The sequence below is a fragment of the Alcaligenes aquatilis genome, assembly GCF_003076515.1.
Taxonomy (GTDB): Bacteria; Pseudomonadota; Gammaproteobacteria; order Burkholderiales; family Burkholderiaceae_B; genus Alcaligenes; species Alcaligenes aquatilis.
Genome location: NZ_CP022390.1, coordinates 20886 through 45012, shown reverse-complemented (window position 1 = coordinate 45012; position 24127 = coordinate 20886). Strand labels below are relative to the sequence as shown.

At 55.6% G+C, this 24127-nt stretch carries 21 protein-coding genes; 12 read left to right on the top strand and 9 right to left on the bottom strand.

Features of this window, described 5'->3' with window-relative positions; genetic code table 11:
• Positions 1–115: 115 nt before the first annotated feature.
• The 3 genes from gyrB to dnaA all read right to left on the bottom strand — a co-directional run bounded on the left by gyrB (position 116) and on the right by dnaA (position 5155).
• Positions 116–2569, bottom strand: a complete 2454-nt coding sequence (gene gyrB, locus CA948_RS00195) for a DNA topoisomerase (ATP-hydrolyzing) subunit B (protein ID WP_108726996.1) — start codon at positions 2567–2569, stop codon at positions 116–118.
• Positions 2570–2645: 76 nt separating this feature from the next.
• Positions 2646–3755 carry a DNA polymerase III subunit beta gene (dnaN, locus tag CA948_RS00190; protein ID WP_162496888.1) on the bottom strand — a complete coding sequence of 370 codons (1110 nt, stop codon included), beginning with the start codon at positions 3753–3755 and terminating at the stop codon, positions 2646–2648.
• Positions 3756–3757: 2 nt separating this feature from the next.
• A complete protein-coding gene (dnaA, locus tag CA948_RS00185) occupies positions 3758–5155 on the bottom strand; it encodes a chromosomal replication initiator protein DnaA (RefSeq protein ID WP_094195116.1) in 1398 nt (465 codons plus the stop codon).
• 224 nt (positions 5156–5379) lie between these two features.
• Between dnaA and rpmH the strand changes: the two genes are divergently transcribed.
• The 6 genes from rpmH to CA948_RS00155 all read left to right on the top strand — a co-directional run bounded on the left by rpmH (position 5380) and on the right by CA948_RS00155 (position 10339).
• Entirely contained in the window at positions 5380–5514 is a 135-nt protein-coding gene (gene rpmH, locus CA948_RS00180; protein ID WP_003800771.1) for a 50S ribosomal protein L34, read from the top strand.
• 69 nt (positions 5515–5583) lie between these two features.
• Positions 5584–5949, top strand: coding sequence for a ribonuclease P protein component (locus tag CA948_RS00175; RefSeq protein WP_094198220.1), 366 nt, complete (start codon positions 5584–5586; stop codon positions 5947–5949).
• Complete coding sequence (gene yidD / locus CA948_RS00170; protein ID WP_021447161.1) at positions 5946–6188, top strand: membrane protein insertion efficiency factor YidD; 243 nt, start codon at positions 5946–5948, stop codon at positions 6186–6188. The genes CA948_RS00175 and yidD overlap by 4 nt, the downstream gene beginning before the upstream one ends.
• Before the next feature lie 107 nt (positions 6189–6295).
• Positions 6296–7963, top strand: a complete 1668-nt coding sequence (gene yidC, locus CA948_RS00165; protein ID WP_094198219.1) for a membrane protein insertase YidC — start codon at positions 6296–6298, stop codon at positions 7961–7963.
• Between the two features lie 439 nt (positions 7964–8402).
• Complete coding sequence (locus tag CA948_RS00160) at positions 8403–9845, top strand: catalase (protein ID WP_094198218.1); 1443 nt, start codon at positions 8403–8405, stop codon at positions 9843–9845.
• Between the two features lie 104 nt (positions 9846–9949).
• A complete protein-coding gene (locus tag CA948_RS00155; RefSeq protein ID WP_108726995.1) occupies positions 9950–10339 on the top strand; it encodes a VOC family protein in 390 nt (129 codons plus the stop codon).
• 97 nt (positions 10340–10436) lie between these two features.
• Here the strand turns inward: CA948_RS00155 and CA948_RS00150 are convergent, their stop codons facing one another.
• Entirely contained in the window at positions 10437–10949 is a 513-nt protein-coding gene (locus CA948_RS00150; RefSeq protein ID WP_108726994.1) for an HPP family protein, read from the bottom strand.
• A gap of 107 nt (positions 10950–11056) precedes the next feature.
• Between CA948_RS00150 and CA948_RS00145 the strand changes: the two genes are divergently transcribed.
• Positions 11057–11611 (top strand): TetR/AcrR family transcriptional regulator, encoded by a 555-nt coding sequence (locus CA948_RS00145; RefSeq protein ID WP_108726993.1) that lies wholly within the window; start codon positions 11057–11059, stop codon positions 11609–11611.
• Between the two features lie 154 nt (positions 11612–11765).
• Here the strand turns inward: CA948_RS00145 and CA948_RS00140 are convergent, their stop codons facing one another.
• Genes CA948_RS00140 through argE form a run of 4 tightly spaced genes read right to left on the bottom strand, consistent with a single transcriptional unit; the run spans position 11766 to position 15976 of the window.
• Positions 11766–12737 carry a tripartite tricarboxylate transporter substrate-binding protein gene (locus CA948_RS00140; protein WP_108726992.1) on the bottom strand — a complete coding sequence of 324 codons (972 nt, stop codon included), beginning with the start codon at positions 12735–12737 and terminating at the stop codon, positions 11766–11768.
• Positions 12738–12767: 30 nt separating this feature from the next.
• Positions 12768–13772 carry an ornithine cyclodeaminase family protein gene (locus CA948_RS00135; RefSeq protein WP_108726991.1) on the bottom strand — a complete coding sequence of 335 codons (1005 nt, stop codon included), beginning with the start codon at positions 13770–13772 and terminating at the stop codon, positions 12768–12770.
• A 2-nt stretch (positions 13773–13774) separates the two neighbouring features.
• Positions 13775–14749: a threonine ammonia-lyase gene (locus tag CA948_RS00130; protein WP_108726990.1), complete on the bottom strand. Its 975-nt coding sequence runs from the start codon at positions 14747–14749 to the stop codon at positions 13775–13777.
• Positions 14750–14779: 30 nt separating this feature from the next.
• Positions 14780–15976 carry an acetylornithine deacetylase gene (gene argE, locus CA948_RS00125; RefSeq protein WP_108726989.1) on the bottom strand — a complete coding sequence of 399 codons (1197 nt, stop codon included), beginning with the start codon at positions 15974–15976 and terminating at the stop codon, positions 14780–14782.
• 160 nt (positions 15977–16136) lie between these two features.
• Here argE and CA948_RS00120 point away from each other — a divergent pair, with 160 nt between their 5' ends.
• The 4 genes from CA948_RS00120 to CA948_RS00105 all read left to right on the top strand — a co-directional run bounded on the left by CA948_RS00120 (position 16137) and on the right by CA948_RS00105 (position 19988).
• Positions 16137–16688, top strand: coding sequence for a helix-turn-helix domain-containing protein (locus tag CA948_RS00120; protein ID WP_003800785.1), 552 nt, complete (start codon positions 16137–16139; stop codon positions 16686–16688).
• Between the two features lie 321 nt (positions 16689–17009).
• Complete coding sequence (gene mnmE, locus CA948_RS00115) at positions 17010–18383, top strand: tRNA uridine-5-carboxymethylaminomethyl(34) synthesis GTPase MnmE (RefSeq protein WP_108726988.1); 1374 nt, start codon at positions 17010–17012, stop codon at positions 18381–18383.
• 150 nt (positions 18384–18533) lie between these two features.
• On the top strand, positions 18534–19463 hold the full coding sequence (locus CA948_RS00110) for a virulence RhuM family protein (RefSeq protein WP_238988624.1): 930 nt from the start codon (positions 18534–18536) through the stop codon (positions 19461–19463).
• Between the two features lie 135 nt (positions 19464–19598).
• Positions 19599–19988 carry a DUF6180 family protein gene (locus CA948_RS00105; RefSeq protein ID WP_094198207.1) on the top strand — a complete coding sequence of 130 codons (390 nt, stop codon included), beginning with the start codon at positions 19599–19601 and terminating at the stop codon, positions 19986–19988.
• A 130-nt stretch (positions 19989–20118) separates the two neighbouring features.
• On the opposite strand, the gene CA948_RS00100 is transcribed toward CA948_RS00105, so the two are convergent.
• A complete protein-coding gene (locus CA948_RS00100) occupies positions 20119–20541 on the bottom strand; it encodes a hypothetical protein (protein WP_230019549.1) in 423 nt (140 codons plus the stop codon).
• 280 nt (positions 20542–20821) lie between these two features.
• Between CA948_RS00100 and CA948_RS00095 the strand changes: the two genes are divergently transcribed.
• Positions 20822–24124, top strand: coding sequence for an autotransporter domain-containing protein (locus CA948_RS00095; protein ID WP_108726986.1), 3303 nt, complete (start codon positions 20822–20824; stop codon positions 24122–24124).
• Positions 24125–24127: the final 3 nt, after the last annotated feature.

Genomic DNA, 24127 nt, shown 5'->3' with positions numbered 1-24127 from the left:
CAAGCACGCCGGAGCCCATTTTATTCATCCGCATCACTGCGGGGTTTTTCACAAGTTCCTGAGGTCGGTTTTCATCAAACCGGGAAGCTTTCAGGAACGGTGAACACCGATAGCCTTAAATATCCAGGTTCCCCGCCTGTAAGGCATGGGATTCGATAAAGGCACGACGTGGCTCAACGTGATCACCCATCAAGGTGGTGAAGATTTGATCCGCATCGATCGCATCAGCGATCTGGACGCGCAGCAGGCGGCGCACGGTGGGGTCCATGGTGGTTTCCCACAGCTGGCTGGGGTTCATTTCACCCAGACCTTTGTAGCGCTGTTTGCTCAGGCCACGCTCGGCTTCGGTCAATAGCCATTGCATGACTTCACGGAAATCATCCACCTGGGTTTCACGACGCTTCTCGCCTTCACCACGGGCAACCATGGCACCATCACCGATCAGACCGGCAAAGATCTCGCCAGCACGGGCCAGGGTTTGGTGATCAGCGCCGCGCATGAAGTTGCGGTCAAACACCGTGACGCGGATATTGCCGTGGTGCAAACGTTGCACCACTACGCGCCAGGCTTGGCTGCCTTCATCGAAGGCAGCAAAAACTTTAACCACGTTAGGAAGGGTTTCATCAAACAGGACTTTTTCCAGATCCTGGGCGCTTTGTTCGGCCGCTTCCTGCGTATCCAGGTTCAGCTTCACGCCTTCGGCCAACGCCGATAAGGCATCGCCGTCCATATGACGCGACAGACGTTCAATCACGCCCTTGGCCTTCACGTAGCGGTGAGCGTAATCAGAAAGAGCCTCGCCGGTGATAGGCGCACCGCCTTCGGAGGGGGTCAACACCGCATCGCGCAGGGCCAGCTTCAGCATGAATTCGGCTTCCTCGGCGTCGTCCTTCAAGTAAAGCTCTTCACGACCCACCTTGACCTTGTACAGTGGCGGCTGAGCGATGTAGACATAGCCGCGCTCGATCAGCTCGGGCATCTGACGATACAACAGTGTCAGCAGCAGGGTACGAATGTGAGCACCATCCACGTCCGCGTCAGTCATGATGATGATGCGGTGGTAGCGCAGTTTGTCGATATCAAAATCCGGGCCGATGCTGGTGCCCAGAGCAGTAATCAGAGTGGTGATCTGCTCGCTGGAAATCAAACGATCGAAACGGGCTTTTTCTACGTTCAGCACCTTGCCACGCAACGGCAAAATGGCCTGGAACTTACGGTCTCGACCTTGCTTGGCCGAGCCGCCTGCTGAGTCACCCTCCACAATATACAGTTCGCACAGGGCAGGGTCTTTTTCCTGGCAATCAGCCAGCTTGCCCGGCAAGCCAGCGCCTTCCAGCACGCTTTTTCGACGTGTCATTTCGCGGGCTTTACGGGCCGCTTCACGCGCACGGGCTGCTTCTACAATCTTGCCGCACAACGCCTTGGCGTCGATAGGGTTCTCCAGCAACCAGGTTTCCAGGGTACGGCCCACGGCTTCCTCAACCGCTGGACGCACCTCGCTGGACACCAGCTTGTCTTTGGTCTGGCTGCTGAACTTGGGCTCGGGCACCTTCACCGACAGCACGCAAACCAGGCCTTCGCGCATGTCATCACCCGAGGTGTCGACCTTGGCTTTCTTGGCCAGTTCGTTGTCGGCGATGTACTTGTTCAGCACGCGGGTCATGGCCGCACGCAAACCGGTCAAGTGGGAGCCACCGTCACGCTGGGGAATATTGTTGGTGAAACACAGCACGGTTTCAGCGTAGCTGTCGTTCCACTGCATGGCCACTTCAACCGATACCGGTGTGCCACCGGCACTGGACTCGGTCGCCACGCTAAACACGTTAGGGTGCAGCGGAGTCTTGTTGCGGTTGATGAAATCCACAAAGCCTTTGACGCCACCCAGGAAGGCGAAGTCCTCTTCCTTGCCCTGAATTTCGTCAACCAAACGGATCTTCACGCCGTTATTCAGGAAGGACAGCTCGCGCAGACGTTTGGCCAGAATTTCGTGGTGATATTCAATATTATTGAAAATCTCCAGGTCGGCCAGGTAACGCACGCACGTCCCCGTGCGCTCGCCCGCCGGACCTGTTACCGCCAGGGGAGCTGTACGCTCGCCACGGCGAAACTCGACCTGGTGTTCATTGCCGTTGCGCCAGATGGTCAGCAACAGCCATTCGGACAGGGCGTTCACACAAGACACACCCACACCGTGCAGGCCGCCAGACACCTTGTAGGAGTTCTGGTCGAACTTACCGCCCGCGTGCAGTTCGGTCATGACGATTTCAGCGGCGCTGCGCTGGTGTTCGTCATCTTTGTGGATATCGGTTGGAATACCGCGGCCGTTATCGCACACCGAAATGCTGTTGTCGGAGTGGATGGTGACGACGATATCGTCGCAATGACCGGCCAAGGCCTCATCAATCGCGTTATCCACCACCTCGAACACCATATGGTGCAGACCGGTGCCATCGGAGGTGTCCCCGATGTACATGCCTGGACGCTTGCGCACGGCCTCCAGGCCTTTGAGCATTTTGATGGAATCAGCGCCGTAATCGGCTGGCTGGGCGGTCGTGGTTTGATCGGTCATAGCATAAAACCTTGTAATAGCCTGTCTGCTTCAAGCCGGTATGGCCCGGCGGGCCATACCTGTCGAACATGCCGCATTAGATGCGCATCGGCATGACCACGTACTTGAAGTCTTCTTGCTCGGGCAGCGTCATCAACACAGAGGCGTTGGCATCAGGCTGCACAGACCAGCGGACTGTTTCATCCTTGATGCTGGCCAACACATCGAGCAAGTAGCTGACGTTAAAGCCAACGTCCAGACTTTCGTGTTCGTAATCAATATCCAGCTCTTCAACAGCTTCTTCCTGCTCGGCATTGGAAGCGGAGATCTTGAGCTGGTTTTGCGACAGTTGCAGTCGCACGCCACGCAGTTTGTCCGTGGTCAAAATGGCAGCACGTTGCAAACTGCCTTGCAACACTTCACGGCTGACATCAAAGTGACGGGTGTAGTTGGAAGGAATCACACGCGCAAAGTCGGGGAATTTGCCTTCAACCAGTTTGGAGACCAGCTCCACATCGCCAAAACGGAAACGGATCTGACGGCTGGACACATCAATATTGACCAGATCGTCGGTATCGCCCAGCAGACGCTGCATTTCCAGCACGGTCTTGCGCGGCACGATGATGTCGTGGCGCTCCTGCACGCCATCAATTGCGGTGGCATTATGAGCCAGGCGGTGGCCGTCGGTGGTAACCGTACGTACAAGACCGGGTTCAAACACCAGCAACATGCCGTTCAGGTAGTAACGAATGTCTTGCTGGGCCATGGCAAAGTGCACCGTGTTGAACAGGTGCTTCAAGGTGCGCTGAGGCATGCTCAGCGACACGTCCCATTGCTCGGGCAGGTTCAGCACTGGAAAATCCGCCGCATCCAAGGTCTGCAACTGAAAACGGCTCTTGCCGGACTGGATAGTCAGCTTGCCGCTGTCCAGGCCCAGGCGCACATCACCAAAGTCGGGCAGGGCTTTCAGAATGTCGAGCAGCTTGCGGGCCGCCACCGTGGTGGCCGCATTGTCCTCACCCACGCCAAAGTCGGCATTGGTGGTGATCTGCACTTCCAGGTCGGTTGCAAGGAAAGAGACATCAGAGCCGTTTTTACGCAGCAGGATGTTGGCCAGAATCGGCAAAGTATGGCGGCGCTCCACAATGCCAACTACTGTGGATAAGGGCTTTAGCAATGCGTCGCGGGTAGCTTGAACGAGTTGCATGGTCATCCTTTGAGAGTTTGTTCCAGTACGTGTAATGCGTGATTCAGTTCGGCTTGCTTGGTGCGTGCATCCGAGATTTTACGCACCGCGTGCAGCACCGTAGTGTGGTCCCTGCCACCGAAAAGATCGCCAATTTCCGGCAAACTCTTTTGGGTCAGTTCCTTGGCCAGATACATGGCCACCTGGCGCGGCATGGCGATATTGGCGGGGCGGCGCTTGGAGTACATATCCGCGACCTTGATTTTATAAAAATCGGCCACGGTTTTCTGGATATTTTCCACTGTGATCTGCCCATTGGAGACCGACAGCAAATCCTTCAGGGCATCCTTGCACACTTCCACCGTCAGGACGTCGCGGCCATGGAAACGCGCGTAGGCCGAAACCTTGCGCAGCGCCCCTTCCAGCTCGCGCACGTTGCTGCGCAGATGCTTGGCAATAAAGAAAGCCACTTCTTCGGGCATGGCAATGCCTTCGGCCTGAGCTTTGCGCAGCAAGATCGCTACACGCATTTCCAACTCGGGCGGCTCGATTGCCACGGTCAGACCGGAGTCAAAACGCGAGATCAGGCGGCTATCAATATTAGCCAGCTCTTTGGGATACGTATCCGAGGTGATGATGATCTGCTTGCGCTGGGCCACCATCGCTTCAAAGGCGTAGAAAAACTCTTCTTGCGTACGATTCTTGCCAGCGAAAAACTGAATATCGTCAATCAGCAGCAAGTCCAGCGAATGGTAGTAGCGCTTGAACTCGTCAAACGCCTTGCGCTGATAAGCCTTGACCACGTCCGACACGTATTGGTCGGCGTGAACGTAACGGACGCGCACACCATTGCCATTGGCGACCAGCGCATTGCCAATCGCATGAATCAGGTGGGTCTTGCCCAGACCCACGCCGCCATACAGAAACAGTGGGTTATAGGAGACACCGGGATTCTCGGCCACCTGCAAAGCGGCCGCGCGTGCCAACTGGTTGGCTTTACCCGTAACGAAATTATCGAAAGTCAGTTCGGCGTTCAGTCGCGAGCGATCCTGTACCGCATCCACCACCGCCGTCATGGCCGGGTTGGCAACAGGCGGGGCCAGATTATCACCGGCCGGGCTGCCTGCAGGCACAGGAGCGGCACGATCGGCCAGGGCGCGACGCGGCGCCGCGCTAGCCGAAGGCAGCTCGAACTGAACCGTAACGGGACATTCGTAGAAATCCGAAGCCAGTTCCTCGATACGAGTGGCGAAATTCTTGCGAACCCAATCGAGCTTGAAACGATTGGGCGCAGTAACGCGCAACACCCCGGCTTCGCTGTCGAAGTCCAGGGGAACCAGTGGACGTATCCACGCACTTATTTGTTGTGGGGGAAGCTCCTGCTCCAATTTCTGAACGCAGGACTGCCAGAATTCATTCATCGGTCATCACTTCTGTAAACCTCGATTCTACCCTGAGCTGTACCAAGTTATCCACAGGCTAACAAATTTAGTTGCGTAATATCGGGCTAAATAATTGACACAACAGAAAGAATTTGCTGAAATGACGGGCTTAACACGATTTTCTGTTGCCAGATCCCAAGCCTTTGCGCAGTCGGGGTGGAGATTTTCTGCGATTTCTGGCGGCTCATTTTTTTGGATACACCATGAAACGCACCTACCAACCCTCTGTTACCCGTCGCAAGCGTACCCACGGTTTTCGCGTTCGCATGAAAACTCGCGGTGGCCGCGCTGTTTTGAACGCACGTCGCGCCAAAGGTCGCAAACGTCTGGCTGTATAAGCCATGTCGGGATGCGGGGCCCAGGGTGATGGATCTCTTATCTAAAGCCCGACTCCCACGATACGCATCATGCGTGCCTCCTTTCCAGCTACGGCTCGCTTACATAGCCCCACCGAATACGCGCAGTCATTAAAAGGACAACGCGTAGGTCGCGGGGCTTTGTTCGTGGTCACTCGCTCTCGTGGCGAGGACCCACACCAGACCGAAGGCGCCCGTTTGGGACTGATCGTCCCCAAGCGCTTTGCCAACCGCGCCGTCACCCGCAACACCATCAAACGTATCTTGCGTGAAACCTTCCGCCACAAACGCGAAGGCTTGCCCAATGCCGCCTATGTCTTTAGGCTGCACAGCAAGGTGCCTCTGGTGTCGCTGACCGCTTTAAAGCAACTGGTTCGCGATGAAGCCAACACCTTGTTTTCAAAGGTACGGCCATGATGCGCAAACTGGCTTCGGCACCGATCCGCTTTTACCAGTTTTTTCTGAGTCCCTGGATCGGTAGAAACTGCCGCTTTACCCCCAGCTGCTCCAACTATGCCTTGCAGGCCATTGAGATTCATGGCCCGCTCAAAGGCTTATGGCTAGGTGGTGTACGCATCTGCCGCTGCAATCCCTGGTGCAAGGGAGGGCATGATCCTGTGCCCGCTCGCACGCCCGAAGACCGCAACACTTTCTAAAACCGTCCTGGTCTGCGCCTTGTTTTTCAAGGCAACCCCCTGTTTGCTGACCAGCTACGTTAAACTGCTAAGCTTTTGCTCAGCTTTATAAATGTGATACAGGCGCTATGGATATCCGACGCACCATCCTATGGATGATCTTCTCCTTTGCACTGCTGCTGCTGTGGAACAACTGGCAGGAATATAACGGCAAGCCATCGCTGTTCGCTTCCACCCCAGCCACCACACAAGCGCCAGCAGCCTCCGACGAACCTGCCGCAAACGGTGGTGTTCCCGCTGCTCAAGAGCCGACTGCGTCTGCTGCCTTGCCTTCGAGCAACAGCGCGGTGTCTGCCACAGCGCAAACCATCGACATCACAACAGACGTCTACAAGCTGGGCTTTAGCACTGAAGGTGCCCAACTGATCAAGGCTGAACTGTTGAAGTACGGTTCGCCCGAAAACCCCGAGCAGCCCATGGTGCTGCTGGATAACTCGCCCGCCTCCACCTACCTGGCCCAGTCCGGTATTGTGGGTGCCGCCGGCCAGAATCTGCCCAACCACCTGACCCCGTTCACTCTGGTCTCGAGCCAGCACAACATGACGGGCGATACCTTGGATGTGGTGTTTGAAGCCACTTCGGACGACGTGAAAGTCACTAAGACCTACACGCTGCACAAAGGCCGCTACGACATCCAGGTTCGTCACGATATCCAGAACAATACCGGCTCGGCCATTGACCCACGCCTGTATCTGCAACTGACCCGTGACGGCAACAACCCACCCGATTCGTCCCGCCTGTACAGCACCTTTACCGGTCCTGTGGTCTATTCCAGCGGCGAAAAATTCCAGAAAATCACTTTCTCGGACATCGACAAGAACAAGGCCACCTACGCTCGCAGCGTGGATAACGGCTGGATCGGCATGGTGCAACATTACTTTGCAACGGCCTGGGTTCCTGCCCAGGACCTGCAGCGCACCAATGAAATCCTGAAGCTGGGCAACAATCTGTACGCCGTGCGCACGCTGGAGTCGGTCGGTTCGATCGCTGCCGGCCAAAGCAAGGCAGTGGACGCCGCCCTGTGGGTAGGCCCGCAAGACCAGAAAGCCATGTCGCAATTGGCTACCGGTCTGGATCTGGTTGTGGACTACGGCTGGTTGACCATTATTTCCAAGCCTTTGTTCAAGCTGCTGACCTGGCTGCATTCCTTGCTGGGTAACTGGGGCTGGGCCATCGTGGCGCTGACAGTGCTGATCAAGCTGGTGTTTTTCCCGCTGTCGGCTGCCAGCTACCGCTCCATGGCCAAGATGAAGCAATTTGCTCCACGCATGCAAGCCCTGCGCGAGAAGTTCGGTGACGACAAGGCCAAGCTGAACGCCGCCATGATGGAGATGTACCGCACCGAGAAGATCAACCCGCTGGGTGGTTGTTTGCCCATGCTGGTTCAGATCCCTGTGTTTATCGCCCTGTACTGGGTACTGCTGGGCAGTGTCGAGATGCGCGGCGCCCCTTGGATTCTGTGGATTCATGACTTGGCCGCACGCGACCCATGGATGATTCTGCCCGCCATCATGATGGGGACCATGTTCCTGCAGATCAAGCTGAACCCCACGCCGCCTGATCCAATGCAAGCCAAAGTCATGATGCTGATGCCTCTGGTCTTTGGTGGCATGATGTTCTTCTTCCCTGCCGGTCTGGTTCTGTACTGGTGCGTGAACAACATCCTGTCCATCGCTCAGCAGCGCTACATCATGGTGCAGATCGAAAAGAAAAGCGCGAAAGCGGCCAACAGCTAATTCGCTCTGAGACAAAAAACCCCGCTATATTTTTTAGCGGGGTTTTTTTTATGCCTGCTGCCAGCCAGATGACATGAAGCAGAGCAAGTAAACAATGTTCAAACGTAGCACTGAACACGGCTGTCATTTATCAGACTCAGGCACAGCCCTAGCCAGACAGCCAGGCCAATAAAACGCCCCAACACTGATTCAACACAGCTCGTGTTCTGGCCTTATAGAATTGGCCCGATCTTGCTGCCATATCCTGTCGCACAAGTTTCATGCATAAGTCCTGCACTTACCGCTATGATCGGGATGAGAATCCCTGCCAATAGCAAAAAACTATTCCTTCGCTAAAATCATTTGATTTAACTATTTTGAACAAGGCACGTAGACTGATCCTAACTTCTTAAAACGACCCGCCCCACTCGGTTCGGGTCAGCTTCAACGGAGAATCACAATGAGCAACAAAACCCTGACGACTGCCGCTGGCCGCCCTGTGGAGGAGAACCAGAACTCCATGACAGCCGGCCCTCGTGGTCCCGTCCTGATGCAGGATTATTGGCTGCTGGAGAAGCTGGCTCACTTTGACCGTGAACGCATCCCCGAGCGTGTCGTACACGCCAAAGGTTCGGGCGCTTTCGGCACGTTTACCGTCACGCACGACATCAGTCAGTACAGCATGGCCAAGGTCTTTAAACCAGGTAGCCAGACCCCCGTTTTCTTACGTTTTTCCACCGTAGCTGGTGAAGCAGGAGCCGCCGATGCAGAACGCGACGTTCGAGGATTTGCCATCAAGTTCTATACCGAAGACGGAAACTGGGACCTCGTGGGCAATAACACTCCTGTCTTCTTTATACGGGATCCACTGAAGTTCCCCGACTTCATCCACACACAGAAACGCGACCCGCGCAGCCACCTGCGCAATATGAGCGCCGCCTGGGATTTCTGGTCCTTATCGCCCGAGTCCCTGCACCAGGTCACCATCTTGATGAGCGACCGCGGCTTGCCCTGTAACCTTCGTCAACAGCATGGTTTCGGTTCGCACACTTACAGCCTGATCAACGACAAGGGCGAGCGCCACTGGGTGAAATTCCACTTCAAATCCCAGCAAGGCATTGCCAACTACACCAACGAAGAAGCGGCCAAAGTCGTGGGTCAGGACCGCGAAAGCTCGCAGCGCGATCTGTACGAGAACATTGAAAAGGGCAATTTTCCACGCTGGGCGCTGCGCATTCAGATCATGACCGAAGAGCAGGCGCGCACCTACCACATCAACCCCTTTGACGTGACCAAGGTCTGGCCACATGGCGACTTCCCGCTGATCGATGTGGGCATGCTGGAACTGAACGAGAACCCTACCAACTACTTCGCCCAAGTTGAACAAGCCGCCTTTACACCTGCCAACCTGGTGCCCGGTATTGGCCACTCGCCCGACCGCATGCTGCAAGGCCGTATCTTTTCCTACGGCGACACTCAGCGCTACCGTCTAGGCGTGAACCACGGCCTGCTGCCGGTGAACGCACCACGTTGTCCGTTCCACAGCTACCACCGCGATGGTGCCATGCGTACAGGCGACAATAACGGCGGCACGATCAACTACGAGCCCAACAGCCAAGGTCAATGGCAACAGGCTCCCCGCAGCGAACCGCCTCTGGCGTTGGACGGTCAGCCGGCAGATCACTGGGATCACCGCGTAGATGATGATTACTACTCGCAGCCCGGCAATCTGTTCCGCCTGTTCAACGACGAGGAAAAGCAGCGTCTGTTCAGCAATATTGCCGACGCCATGGCCGGTGTTCCCAAGGAAATCATCGAGCGTCAGCTGGGCCACTTCACCAAGGCAGACCCTGCCTACGGTGCTGGAGTAAAAGCAGAACTGACAAAACGCGGTCAGCTTTAAACCCTGATCGGGCTGTTTAAGCCATCCAAGAATCGGCTCCCCCTCTACAATCGGGGGGCCGATTTTTTTTGCACTGGCCCTGCGTTCTCCTACCGAGCCCCACTATGAAATTTGGCTATACCATCATCTACGTTCCCGATGTCGGCCAGGCACTGGACTACTTCAACCGTGCGTTTGGTTTGCCTACCAAAATGCTGCATGAAACCGGGCTGTACGGCGAGCTGGAAACCGGCCAAACCACCTTGGCCTTTGCGGGCGAAATGCTGGCCTACATGAACTACCCAAAAGGCCATTTGTCACCGCACGCGTCAGAAGTACCGCTGGGTATCGAAGTTGCCCTGGTCTGCGATGATGTACCTGCCGCTCATGCCAAGGCACTGGCAGAAGGGGGCACAGAACTGGCGCCGCCGCAGGACAAGCCTTGGGGACAGGTGGTGTCTTATGTGCAGACGCCGGAGCGCATTGTGGTGGAGTTGTGTACGCCGGTGAAATAAGCTCAACAGCCTGCTCGACAAATGTCTGTGGGCATCCATCTGTCGGCTCCCGAATGGAAGCCTTAAAACCAGTCGTGGTCGGCATGAGACAAGCCTATCAATACCAATACTTGGGCCAGGCTTTCTCGTGCCCCACGTTGTTGATCACCACAGCGATCGCCACCAACACGATAGAGCCCAGCAAAGAGGGCACAAACAAGTAAGACCACGAGACCTCACCGGCCAGCAAGATAACCAGCGGATCAGCACCAGCCGGGGCATGCAAGGTACGGCTGGCATGCATCAAGGCAATAGCCAAGCCCACCGCCAGTCCCATCTCGACAGGACCGGCACCCACATACTTGGCAATCACCACACCCACCAGGCTGGCAATGAAATGGCCACCGATCACGCTGCGTGGCTGCGCCAAGGGTGAGTCGGGTGCTGCGAACAGCAGAGCACAGGTCGCTCCGAAGGGCGCCATCATCAAGGGCAAGCCAAACTGCTGTGTCAAATAGGCAATCACCATGATGCCTATAGTTCCTCCCAGAAAACTGAGCAAAACCTGCTTGCTTTGTGGCCGAGGCGGCAGTACACCGCCCCCTTGAATTCGAGAAAATAGAAAGCGCATCCGAAGCTCCGAAACAAAATAGACCGATCGGTATATCTACCGGCGTGTACAATAATCATTCTGCTGGAGGCTGTCAAACTTTCCCAGGCTACCTTCTTGAGTCAACGATGATGAAAAACACGAAGCGCGATACGATTTTGGAAACGGCCCTGCGCCTTTTCAGCCAGTACGGCTACGGCAATGTCGGAATTGAACGCATCATTTCCGAATCCGATGTGGCCCGCATGACGGTCTACAAGCAATTTGGCACCAAAGATGGCTTGATCAAAGAGACGCTGGAGTTGCGACACCGCAATTTCATGGAAGACTTGCTGCAGTATCTGGAGCCGCATGAACGCTATCAGGACAAGATTCAGGCGCTGTTCCAGTGGCATCAAAGCTGGTTCCAGTCACCGGATTTCCATGGCTGTATGTTCATCAAGGCATCGGAAGAATTCGGGGCGGTGAACCCTCAGCCTTGCGCGATTGCACAAGAGCACAAGCTAGCTATCTTGGCACTGATAGAAGCGATTTTGCAGGAGCCTTTTGGTGACAAGGCCCACCAGCAAGCTTTGCTGGTTTTCATTTGCCTGGAAGGCCTGATCGTCCATGCCAATATGTTCCCCGGCAAGGATCTGACTCAAGACATTTACCAAGCCTTACAGCCTTTGCTGGCACCCTGAGCAGGGCGCTCAAGCCATGCATTCTCTCCAGCGACAGCGTTAGCCTCATGGGCCTGGACAACTTACCGTCGCCATCATGAAAAACACCCCAGCGCTTGAATAAAAAACCAAGCGTTGGGGTGTAATGACGGCATGTTTTTGGCCGCTTTATGCCTTACTGCTGCAAATACCCCGACTCCTTGATGATGGGTCCCCAAGTATCCAGATCATCCTGAACAATGCGCGATAGCTCCTGCGCATCGCCCGACTCGGGTCGGAAGCCAATCGGCACAATCGCGCTTTCAATGCGTGGCAGCTTGGCCACTTCATTGAAGGCATCCTGGAACTGTTTGACCATCTCCGGCTCCATGCCCAGCGGGGCAAAAATCCCCATCCAGCCCGACGCTTTCAGGTCGCCATAGCCCATTTCTGCAAAAGTAGGCACGTCCTTCAAAATAGGCAGGCGTTCAGCCCCGGTAATTCCCAGCACCCGCACCGAACCGGCGGCGACATGCTCGGTAATCATGCCCACCGCATCCACGCCAGCAGGGATATGGTCACCCAACAGGTCGTTGATCAGGGGGGCGCCCCCTTTGTACGGTACGGGGGACATCTGGATATCGTTCTTCTTGGCAATGCTATAGCCCATGAACTGGGGGGCGCTGCCAGGAGCGGGAATACCGTAATGGCCGTACTTCTCCGGTTCTTTACGGACCAGTTCCACGTACTCCTGCAAGGTATGGGCCGGCGTGGTTTTACCGACCACAAAGATATGCTCGAACTTGGCGATCACCGCCACCGGCGCAAAATCTTTCATGGGGTCGTAGCTGACGGTTTTCACCGTCAGGGGTAGGGTGGTCATCATGTGATTATTGGCAACCAACAGTACCGAACCATCCGTAGGCGAGCGCAAAAAACCTTGGGCAGCAACCTGCCCACCTGCGCCAGCGCGGTTATCCACCACCACATTCACACCCAGCTTTTCACGCAGTTGCTCGGCATATACCCGCGCAACAGCATCCGCAGTTCCCCCCGCCGGATAGCCCACGACCAAGCGTATGGTGTCCGGCAATTTGCTGGCAACAGACATACCTGCTGCCAATGCCAAGGCCGTTCCCAACACGACCTGCGCCCATTTCTTTTTCATTACTTGTCTCCCTACCTCTTGATGACGCGATTAAAGTTCTACTACTCGTCCATTGCCTTGTGCGGCATGACGGCTTAACAAGGCAGCCGCCGTCAATACATCCTCAAATGCCAATCCCAAGGATTTAAAAATCGTGATTTCTTGGTTGTCATTGCGGCCTGCGGCTTGCCCCTCCAGGACCGCCCCCAACTCGTTCAGCTCAGTATCGGCTGACAAGTAACCCTGTTTACACGCATTCAAAAATTCGCCCGACTCATTGCGAGTCGATTGCGCGCGGTCCACAAATAAACGGCCTGCCGTCATGGTGGGTCCATCCAGTTCACTGCTGGCAGGTGTGCTGGAACCCATGGCGGTGATGTGCGTTCCAGGGCGCAGCCATTCGCGCTGCAAAACAGGCGTGGCAGAGCTGGTGGCCGTCAGTACCATATCCGACTGGGACACGGCTTCCTGGGCCGAGACGCCCGCTATCAAGGGGCAGTTCAAAGATGCCTGGGCTTGCTCAATAAAATGCTGGGCCGATTGTGCAGAGCGGGTAAGCACAAACACCTTGCTCAAACGACGCACTTGCGCCACGGCGCGCAATTGCCACAAGGCTTGATGTCCGCCGCCAAACAAGGTCAGCACGCTGGCATCCGGACGCGCCAACATATCGGTGGCCAAGCCACTGACCGCCGCAGTGCGCAATGCCGTCACGCTGCTGGCATCCAGAATGGCACGCGTCTCGCCAGTCAAACCGCTCATCAAGAGCACGCAGCCTTGATGGGGGTCTTTACCCAAGCGCACATTGTCTGGAAACAGGGTGCCCATCTTGGCACCGTACAAAGGCTCGGGATAAATCTCCGGCATATCAATGCAGGCAGGCATCATGCCCAGAAAACCGCTGGACAAATGGCTGCGCACAATCGTACGCAAGGGCTGGTCAATACGCCCTTGCTGCATGGCGATAAAACCCTGGCGCATCAGATCAATCGCCGCCCCCATATCCAGCCCTTCATATACTTCCTGGGCCTTTGCTACATAAACGCTAAGCTGCATGGTTAGCCTTGCGCCAGTGGCGTGGTGATATGGCGGATAAAGGTATCGGTATCCGTGTTGGAACCACAAAACAACACGCCCACTCGTTGCCCGGCCAGATGTTTGCGCAAAGGGAACATCAAGGCGGCTGTGGCCACCGCGCACGCCGGTTCAGTGGCCATCTTGAATTCATTGAACAGGAAGTGCATGCCAGCGCGGATCTGGTCGTCGTTGACGGTCACCAGCGTGTCGATATTGTCCTGACACACGCGGAAGCTGAACTCGTCGGTATGGGGGGCCATCAGACTGTCTGCGATGGACTGCATGGCACCGATTTTTTGCGGCTCGCCTGCCTGGCGGCTTAGTGCCATGACGTTCGCGCCTACCGGCTCAATGCCATAGACCACGCAATCAGGCTGCCACAGCTTAACGGCAGCCGAGACACCCGCAGCCAAACCACCACCACCAATGGGCACCAGCACCGCATCCAGCTTGCCCGCTTGCTGCAACCACTCGTAGCCCAGCGTGGCGGTTCCCAGCACGGTGGGGTAGGTGCTGAACGGATGGATAAAGGTTTTCTGTTCATCCTTTTCAATCTGGCGCACCAGCTCAAACGCCTGCTCACCATTGTCTGCAAAGACAATCTCGGCCCCATATTCACGGCACAAGGCTACCCGTGCCGGGCTGGCGGTCTTGATCATGACAGTCTTGGCTTTCACCCCCATTTGATGGGCAGCATAGGCCACGGCCACGGCGTGGTTGCCTGCGGAGACGCAGGTCACCCCTTGCTGGCGAGCCTCTTCAGACAAGCTCAGCAAGTTATTGAAAGCACCACGTGCCTTGAAGGTGCCCGAGGCCTGCAAATGCTCGAACTTGAAATTGACGGCGCTATCCAGACGCCCGGTCTGGTAATCAAACACGGGCGTCTGGCGCACATAGGGACGCAAACGCTCGTGCGCCTGCACCACATTTTCCTGGGTAACTTTTTCTGTTGTCATGGGTTTGCGTTGAAACCTGTTTGTCTGTTTTTAATCGGTCACGGCCTGGCTGCGAATCAGAGCACGCAAGAACTGCTCGCACTGCTCCACCTGGGCCAATTCCACGTACTCATCGGGGCGGTGGGCCTGCTCGATATTGCCGGGGCCACAAATAATCGAAGGGATACCGGCTTGCTGGAACAGACCTGCTTCTGTGCCATAGGCCACTTTTCGTACCGTGTCGTCCCGCGTCAGTTCACGTACCAGCTTGGTAATGGCAGCTTGTTCTTCGGGATTCAGGCCGGGGGCGCTGGCCAGCTTTTCCAGCTCCACCACAGCATCGGGATGCTCGCGGCGCATGGCGGGCAGGACTTTCAGGTCGATGAATTCGCGGATCTCTTGCAAGATCGGCTCGGGGTCCACACCGGGCAGATTGCGGTATTCAAACTCGAATTCGCATAGGTCAGGAACAGTATTCAAGGCGATACCGCCCCGGATCATGCTGGTCTGCAAGGTGGTGAAGGGCACGTCGAAATCGTGGTCGTAAGGGCCCATGCTCTTGTAGTCGTCGGCCAGATCACGAATAGCCGTGATGATGCGTGCCGCATGTTCAATCGCGTTCACACCCTTGGGGGTCAGCGAGGAATGAGCGGCATGACCATGTACGCGGCAGCGATAGGCGTTAATGCCCTTATGTGCCACGATGGTACGCATGCTGGTGGGTTCACCCACCACGCAACCTTCGGGCTGAACGCCGCGACGGACCAGATCATCAATCATGACAGGCGCACCCACACAACCCACTTCTTCGTCGTATGAATAGGCCAGGTGGATGGGTTTGGCCAGCCTGGTCGCCAACATCTCAGGAACCAATTGCAGGGTCACACCGACAAAGCCTTTCATGTCGCACGTGCCACGGCCATACAGACGATCGTCACGAACCTCAGCCTTGAAGGGGTCGCTGCTCCAGTTCTGGCCATCTACGGGCACCACATCAGTGTGGCCCGACAGAACAATGCCACCGGTACGTGTGCCATCGGCTGCCGGAATAGTGGCAAACAGATTGGCCTTGCGGCCGCTGGCGTCATGCGTCAGCACGGTTTCCAGCCCTTGCTGCTGTAAATAGGCCTGTACGTCGTGAATCAGTTCCAGGTTGGATTCCCGGCTTGTCGTATCATAAGCAATCAGTTTTTTTATCCATTCCACCGAGGTAGAGGGATAAGCAGTAGGATCAAACAACGCAGTCATGCCTTCTTTCTCCCAACGTAAAGCGTGTAGTTCTATACAATAGGACAGAGTTTTCTTATAAGAAAATCAATAATATTTATAAGAATGTTGTTTATTACTTCTTTCGGTTATGACAAAAGACTTGGTTAACACCACCCCCAACTTATTAAGCAAGACAGCCATGGGGGCGCGCATACGTGATGAACGCAAGCGTCAGGGCCTGACCCTGCTCATGTTGGCACGTTTATCCAATGTGTCTTTGTCCACCCTGTCCAAGGCAGAGCGCGGCCTGATTGGCCTGAGCTACGAGAAATTCCTGGCCGTCAGCCGGGCCTTGAAAATGGATTTGTCCGACCTGTTCAAGACGCCTCGTGATCAGAACGAGTCCGGCATGGACATCCTGGTGGGACGGGCTTCACGCACCGTAACCTACCATGCTCACCGCTATGAATACGGCATGCTGGCATCGGAATGGATCAACAAAAAAATGACGCCCATGCACGGGCGCGTGCTGGCCGGTAAACCGCGCGATGCCAGCGACTTCAGCCAACACGAAGGCGAAGAATTTATTTTTGTCATTGAAGGGCAGTTGACCATGCAGTTCCAGGACGGCCGCCGGCATGTACTGCAAGCGCGCGACAGCATCTACTTCAAAAGCAATCTGGGTCACCTGTATCTGTGCGAACACGGGGAAAGCGTGGAGATTCTGGTGGTTTGTGTGAACAATCACTAGGCTCAAAGAAGCGCAGACGGCTGGCCTCAGTCGCTTTGATGACACGTCCAAAGGCCTTTTGTTTGCCCTGGCCCTTTTTAGGTTCTCCCACACGACCGATTGCCTGATTGCCTGATTGCCTGATTGCCTGATTGCCTGATTGCCTGATTGCCTGATTGCCTGATTGCCTGATTGCCTGATTGCCTGATTCTTAAGAGCCTAGGCCACAGGGACATAAACACAAGCGTTTCAGATACCAACAAGGCTTAGCGCCCCAAGCCCGAACCGTCTACCTGCTCCATTACAATACGGTTCTGTTCCGCCTCTTTGATCGATCTGACCATGTCCAGCTCTTCCCCTATTGTGGCTATTGCCACCGCCCCCGGCCGGGGTGGTATTGGTGTCATCCGTGTGTCCGGCAAAGAGCTTGATGCTCTGATCCACACCCTGTTTGGCCGTACGCTGCAAGCGCGTCATGCCCACTTTTTGCCCTTCAAGGATGCACAAGGCGAGGCAATCGACGAGGGCATTGCACTGTTCTTTAAAGGCCCGCACTCCTATACCGGCGAAGACGTGCTGGAACTGCAAGGCCACGGCGGCCCGGCTGTTCTGCGTCGCCTACTGGATCGCTGCCTGGAAGCAGGTAAAGATCAGGGCCTGCGACTGGCTGAACCGGGAGAATTCACCCAACGCGCCTTCTTGAATGACAGGCTGGACCTGGCTCAGGCCGAGGCCGTGGCCGACTTGATTGACGCCTCCTCGGAGGCCGCTGCCCGCAGTGCCGTCGCCTCCCTGTCGGGCGTGTTTTCCAATAAGGTCAACACCCTGGCTGACCGCATCATTCACCTGCGCATGCTGGTGGAAGCCACGCTGGACTTTCCCGAAGAAGAAATCGACTTCCTGGAAAAATACCAGGCGGCGGCCACCCTGCAAGGCATACAGGACGAGCTGGAACGCATCCTGCAGCATTCGCGTCAGGGGGCGATTCTGCGCGAGGGCCTGCACGTTGTACTGGCCGGTCAGCCCAATGTGGGCAAATCCAGCCTGCTCAACGCACTGGCCGGTGAAGACGTGGCTATCGTGACCGATATTGCCGGCACCACCCGCGACCGTGTCATGCAGCTAATCCACATTGACGGCATCCCGCTACACATCGTGGATACCGCCGGTTTGCGTGACACCGAGGACACCGTCGAGCGCATCGGTATCGCCCGTACCTGGGACGAAATCGCCAAAGCCAACGTGATCGTGCACCTGCTCGATGCTCGCAACCCGCAAGACGAGCTGGACAGTGCCATTACCACTCGCCTGCCATCACATGTACCCGTGCTGCGCGTCTATAACAAGATAGACTTGCTGACAGCAGAACAACAGGCAGCCTTGCCTGCACAGGAAAGCGGCGCCACCGTGCTACCGATTTCTGCCCGTAAGGATATAGGTCTGGACACACTGCGCCGCACCTTGCTGGATATCGCCGGCTGGAACCCCGGCAGTGAATCCCCCTGGCTGGCGCGGGAACGACACCTGCGCGCCTTGGAGCGCGCAGAATACCACCTGGGCCTGGCCGCAGAGCACGCTACGCACAGCGATCAAGTGCTGGACCTGTTTGCCGAAGAACTGCGCTTGGCACATCTGGATTTATGCTCAATTACCGGCGAGTTCAGCAGCGATGATTTGCTGGGGGAGATTTTCTCCAGTTTTTGTATTGGGAAGTGACCTCATCAAAAGACTGAGCCATTGATGTGCAGAGGAACTAGGCATGAGCGGCAAGAAGCTGATTCGAAATAGCACCACTGAATTTCTGATCTTTACTGGTCAGGCTGGTGAACAAAGCATCGAAGCTCGCTACAAAGACGGACTGTCTGGTTGTCTCAGAAGCTGATGGCGGAGCTTTTTGGCGTTGATGTACGCACGGTCAATGAGCACTTAAAAAATATCTTTGCCAGCAATGAACTGGCTTCCGAGGCAACTATCCGGAAATTCCGGATAGTTCAGCAAGAAGGTAATCGGGACGTAAAGCGTCTGGTGGACTTCTATAACCTCGACGCCATTATTTCCGTTGGCTACCGGGTCAACTCCATCCGTGCCACCCAATTCCGCCAATGGGCCACCCACATCCTGCGCGAATTTGCGATCAAGGGATACCTGATTGATCGTCAGCGCATGGAGAACGGCAGTTTTCTAAACGAAGACTACTTTGAGCAGTTGCTGGCAGAAATCCGCGAAATACGCCTACGCGAACGGCGCTTCTACCAGAAGATCACCGATATCTACGCAACCAGCGTGGACTACAACAAGAATGCCCCGACCAGTAAATCCTTCTTTGCCAAGGTGCAGAACAAGCTGCATTACGCCATTCACGGCCAAACTGCAGCGGAGCTTATTCATCAGCGTGCCGACAGCAGCCAAGCCCATACGGGACTTACCTCCTGGGCCAATGCTCCCAATGGAAAAATACTGAAAACAGACATCAGTATTGCCAAGAACTACCTGAAACAAGACGAGCTGGATGCCTTGGGGCGCATCGTCAATGCCTATCTGGAGCTGGCTGAAAACCGTGCCCGCCGCAAAATCCCCATGACCATGGAAGACTGGGCCAAACGCCTAGATATGTTTCTGGAGTTCGACGACCGGGAAATTCTGCAAGATAGCGGCAAGATTTCTGCCAAGCTGGCCCAGACTCATGCTGAAAGCGAGTTCGAGAAATATCGCGTCATACAAGATCGCTTGTTTGAGAGTGACTTTGATAAAGCAATAAAAGAACTAGGCTCCTCAAATTCGGAAGCTGATCACTAAGCTGATCACTCCCACACGGCTTGCCCCCACCTCAGTAAAAACCCGACATTCGTCCCTGAATTAAGCACTATCAAAGCCTGCCCTGATCAATCAGGACTATGCTGAACACTCCATTGTCTCCTGCGGGAGGGCATCATGCGCACACTCAACAAGTGGGTTTTGATGGCGGCTTTGATTCATGGCGCTGGGGTAGTACAGGCTCAAGAACTGATACCTCTGGAGCTGGAGGCAGAACAGCGTTCCGTCTCCCGTCTCAGCGTGGCCCAGTGCCTCAATACGGTTCAGCAGACAGCAGCGCGAGAGGGCTTCCAGCAGCACAATGACTCCACAGCCAGCGATCAGTTAGGCGTCTATATTGGCTCGGCTCCCTTGGGGGGCGGCTCGCTGGTGGTGTACTGCATTGATTTGAACCCCTCGACCGCCTACATCATTCGCACCAAGGCACAAGTCACCGCCAATTTGATGTCTCCGCATCAGCTCAACTGCAAAATTACGCGAGCTTTGACGGTGGCAAACCAGCCTTGAGCGTCAGCAAAAGCAGCCCCTGGCTGCTTAAAGTAAAAAAGGGGCGCAGCCCATGTCCATGCAGGCCTACCGCCTAGGCACACCCGCCTGCGCCCCCAAGGGCTCCCAAAACCAGTTGAACGGTTTTTTTTTACGCCATCAATAAATCCCCAACTTCCATACGGGCATCACCGTCCAACTCAATGTCGTCCATGACCTTGTTCAACATGGCATGCGCACTGGATAAAGCACCGTTCAAGCTATTGAGCTCGCTTTGCACACGATCCAATTCCTGCTTTTTTTCCGCTTCGCTGCTTTTGTTGCTGGCCTGGATACGCTGCAGCTCCATCAGTTTCTGTTGAATCTGCTCTTTCAGATCACGAATACGTTTAAGTATGTCCTTGATGCCATCGGGCAAAGAACTGCTATCAATATCCTTGTCACGACCCTTTTTCTGAGCTTGCTGACTGGTCAATGACAGATCTTTTCCCATGGGAGACAGGTGCACCTTGATACGTCCCGATGAGTCTATGGAGCCAGACTCTTCTTGCTCGGGCACCACAGGGGGCGTCATGGCCGTCGCGTTTAATGGCTCGGCCACAGGCATAGTTTGTCTATGTATTAAACCCTGTCCACTGATCTCTATGGTCATACTTTCCTCTCTTGTACACATCATCCCCTAGAGGGTTACGGCTGCAACCCGCTCGTTCTTTACCGTGATGTGTGCACTAGGTGTTGCGCCTTTTACTCAGATGTTCGGCACAGCTCAGAAATAAGTAGCAAGAAAAGACACTTTTATTTACTTTTATACAAAAAATGCCCCCTAACCATTGTCTTCACATTATCTGAATCACATGGACTTCAAAATCAAAGCGCTACTAGGCCACACCCTGCTGGCCTTGAGCTGGGCCAGCAGCGCCCATGCTTACCAGACAGAATCCATTTTGAACAAACAAGGCCAGCAGGCCTTTGAATTGCGGATCTATGGACCTGATGATGGGGGCTACGATACGTCGGATCAATCCGATCCACGCGTTTCCCCCTGGAATATTGACGAGAATGGTCGACTGAAAATTCGTGCCGCGCTGGAGCGCTGGGCCGAAATCATTAATTTGCCCGTAGGGTACACACCGGCTGTGATCAATCTGGGCACCATGAATGACCAGAACGCGAATGCCTACGGTGCTTCACTCTACAACCCTGACCATCCCAACTTCACCATCTCGGCCTTGCAAGCGCGCTTGCAGGGAATATTCCAGGGCGATCCGAATAACCCCGATGCCGTTATCAGCGTCGGCAAGCTTGATCTGGATACGGCTCCGGTCAACCCAAGCCAACTGCCCTTAACTGGCAAGGCTGACTACAACGCAGTGATTTTCCACGAGCTGGCCCATGCCTTGGGCATCAGCAACACGGTCACGGACAACCTGCCTGCAGACAGTTTCGATCCACCCGACCCCTTCTTCCAAAATGACCTCAGCCCCTGGGCCTTGGGTTTGCGCGATGATCAGGGTCGAGCCCCCAGCCCTGGGCAGAAAATCCTGTGTTCGGTTTGCACCAATCCGTATGACCCAGACGCTTTTGATCTGCGCCAGGACAAGGGCTACTTCACCGGCGATCACGTACAGGAAGTCCTGAATGGCGCCATGCCGGGCATTCCCGTCAGTATCCTGAACTTCCACGACCAGCCACAGTATGGAGTGGACCGCAACTACATGAGCCACACCGAGCTGCGCAACAGCCTGATGAGCCATCAGACCTATCGCAACTACGTGAATCTGATGGAAGCTGAAATTGCCGCCTTGCAAGACATCGGGCTGAGCATTGATCGCCGCAACTTCTTTGGCTATTCGGTCTATGGCGACGACGTCACCTTGAACAATACCAATGGCTACTTTGCGCGCAATGAAGACGGCACAGCCTACTTGCCCGGTCAGTACAACATGGCCACACAAGGCTTGGGTCTGCACATTTATGGCGAACGCAATACCATTACCCAAGCGGCGGATCTACTGACAGCCGGGCCAGGCGGGGTCGGTGTACGTGTGGATGGTAGCGAAAACACGCTCATCATTCCCGAGGCGACGCGTATTCATGCCCAGGGCTGGTATGGTCGTGGCCTGCAGTTCAGCTATGGTCGCCATCACCATATTGTCCAGCAAGGAGAGGTCCGGGCAGATGGCCAGGATGGCGTCGGAGCCTTATTCGATTTCGGCCAGAACGCCATGGGCAGCGACGATGAATATCACGGCTCCTGGATGCTCATGGCTAAAGGTCAGCTGCGCGCTGTACCGGAGATATTGCAAGGTGCCTTGATCAGTAATTACGATTTGTCCGGCACCTTATCGGGTCAGAAGGCGGCCATCCATATCGCGGACAATGCCTGGGTACAGAACATCAATATTTTGCAGGGTGCACAAATCACAGGTGACATTACCTCGGATTACAAGCGCCGCGACTCCGACCAGCAACCGCTGCTGACCCGCATCAGCTTTGGTCAAAAAGCTGATGAGAATGGGCGCGCGACCAGCGCTGCCGACTCCAGCTTCCAGATGCGTTATGACGGCAATATCAAGGGCCTGAACAGTCTGGCAGTCGTCATTGCCGGGGGCGCAACGTCCTTGAATGGCCAGCATGAGCTGTACGGCTTGCGCGTGGATCAGGGCGCGACCCTGTATGGCAATAGCGAATTCACCCTCAACCCTGAATACAACTTCACCAATAACGGCACACTCAGCCCCGGAAACTCCTACGGGAACATGACGATCAAGGGCAATTTTGTCCAAGGCGCCGATGGCCGGATTCTGGTGGAAGCCTCGACCACCCAGAATGATCATATTGATGTGCAGGGCCTGGCTCAGCTCGATGGCGAGTTGAACGTGGACCTGCAGCCAGACTGGTATCAAAACGGCTGGACCTTGAATCAGGACAAGGTGTTCACTGCCAGCCAGACACAAGGGCAGTTTGCGGTGCTCAGCGCCACGTTGGCATCCCCCACCCTGAATGTGGAAAGTACCGGTGATGGCTGGACTGTCAGCCGTCATCAGAATGCGTATGCCCAATACGCTGCATCGCCCAATGCCGCCGCTGTCGGTACCAGCCTGGCGCAGGCTTCCTCGGGTAATCAGTCCCTGGCAGCCGTGTATCAAGCCATGGACTTCTCGCGTGCAGATGGCAGCGATATTGGTCTAGCCCTGGATCAGCTAAGTGCAGGTGCCTACGCCGCCCAAACCGCCGCTTCCTTGCGCCGCGAACAGTTGGTGTCCGAACAACTGCGTCAAACCGACGGTATCGATAAGAGCGGCTGGCAAAGCTTCATCCAAACCTATGGTGGCCGCTACCACTGGCAGTTGGGCAGCAACGATGTTGACCACCGCAGCCAAACCTATGGGGTGATGCTGGGGGCAGAACATCGCGCTCAGGGCAGTGACTGGAGTCTGGGCGTACACGGCAATGCCAACGAACAGCGCGTCAATGTAGACGCCCCCTTCCAGGCCAAAAGCAAGCTGACTGGCTTGGGCCTGGGTGTCCATGCCCGCTATCGTGCCTACAGCCAGGAAGGCTGGAACGGTCTGGCTCAGCTACGTGTGGGTATTGAACAAGGCAAGATGAACCGCACTATCAGCTTTGCGGACTATCAGGCGCGTCCTGCTTCAGATTGGACAGGCCATACCTTCTCACTGGGGGTACAGACTGGCTACAACTGGGCGCTAGGTGAAAACGGCAGCATCGGCCCGGTTCTGGCTCTGGATTATCTCCATTACCGTCGCCCAGGGCTGGAAGAAAGTGGCGATGCCGCCAGCCGCCTGCGTTTGGATTCCAGCCGTCAACATGCCTTACAGGCTTCGCTTGGCCTGGCCCTGCGCCAAAACTGGAATTTAAGCCAGGATCGCCAATTGCAAACAGCCTTCTCCATCGCTTGGGAGCAGGCTTTGCTAAGCCGTCATCAGACTCAGGAAGCGGCTTTTGCCAGTGCCCAGTCTGTGGGTTTTGAAGGGCGTTATGCGCGAGTGGATCGTCATGCTTTATCGCTGGGAACCAGCATCAGCTTGCAACAATCCGAGCGCCTGCGTTTAGGGCTGTCGGCCAATACCCGTTTACTTGGGGATAGCCGGGCCGATATAAACGGTAAATTGTTCCTGAACTGGACGTTCTAAACG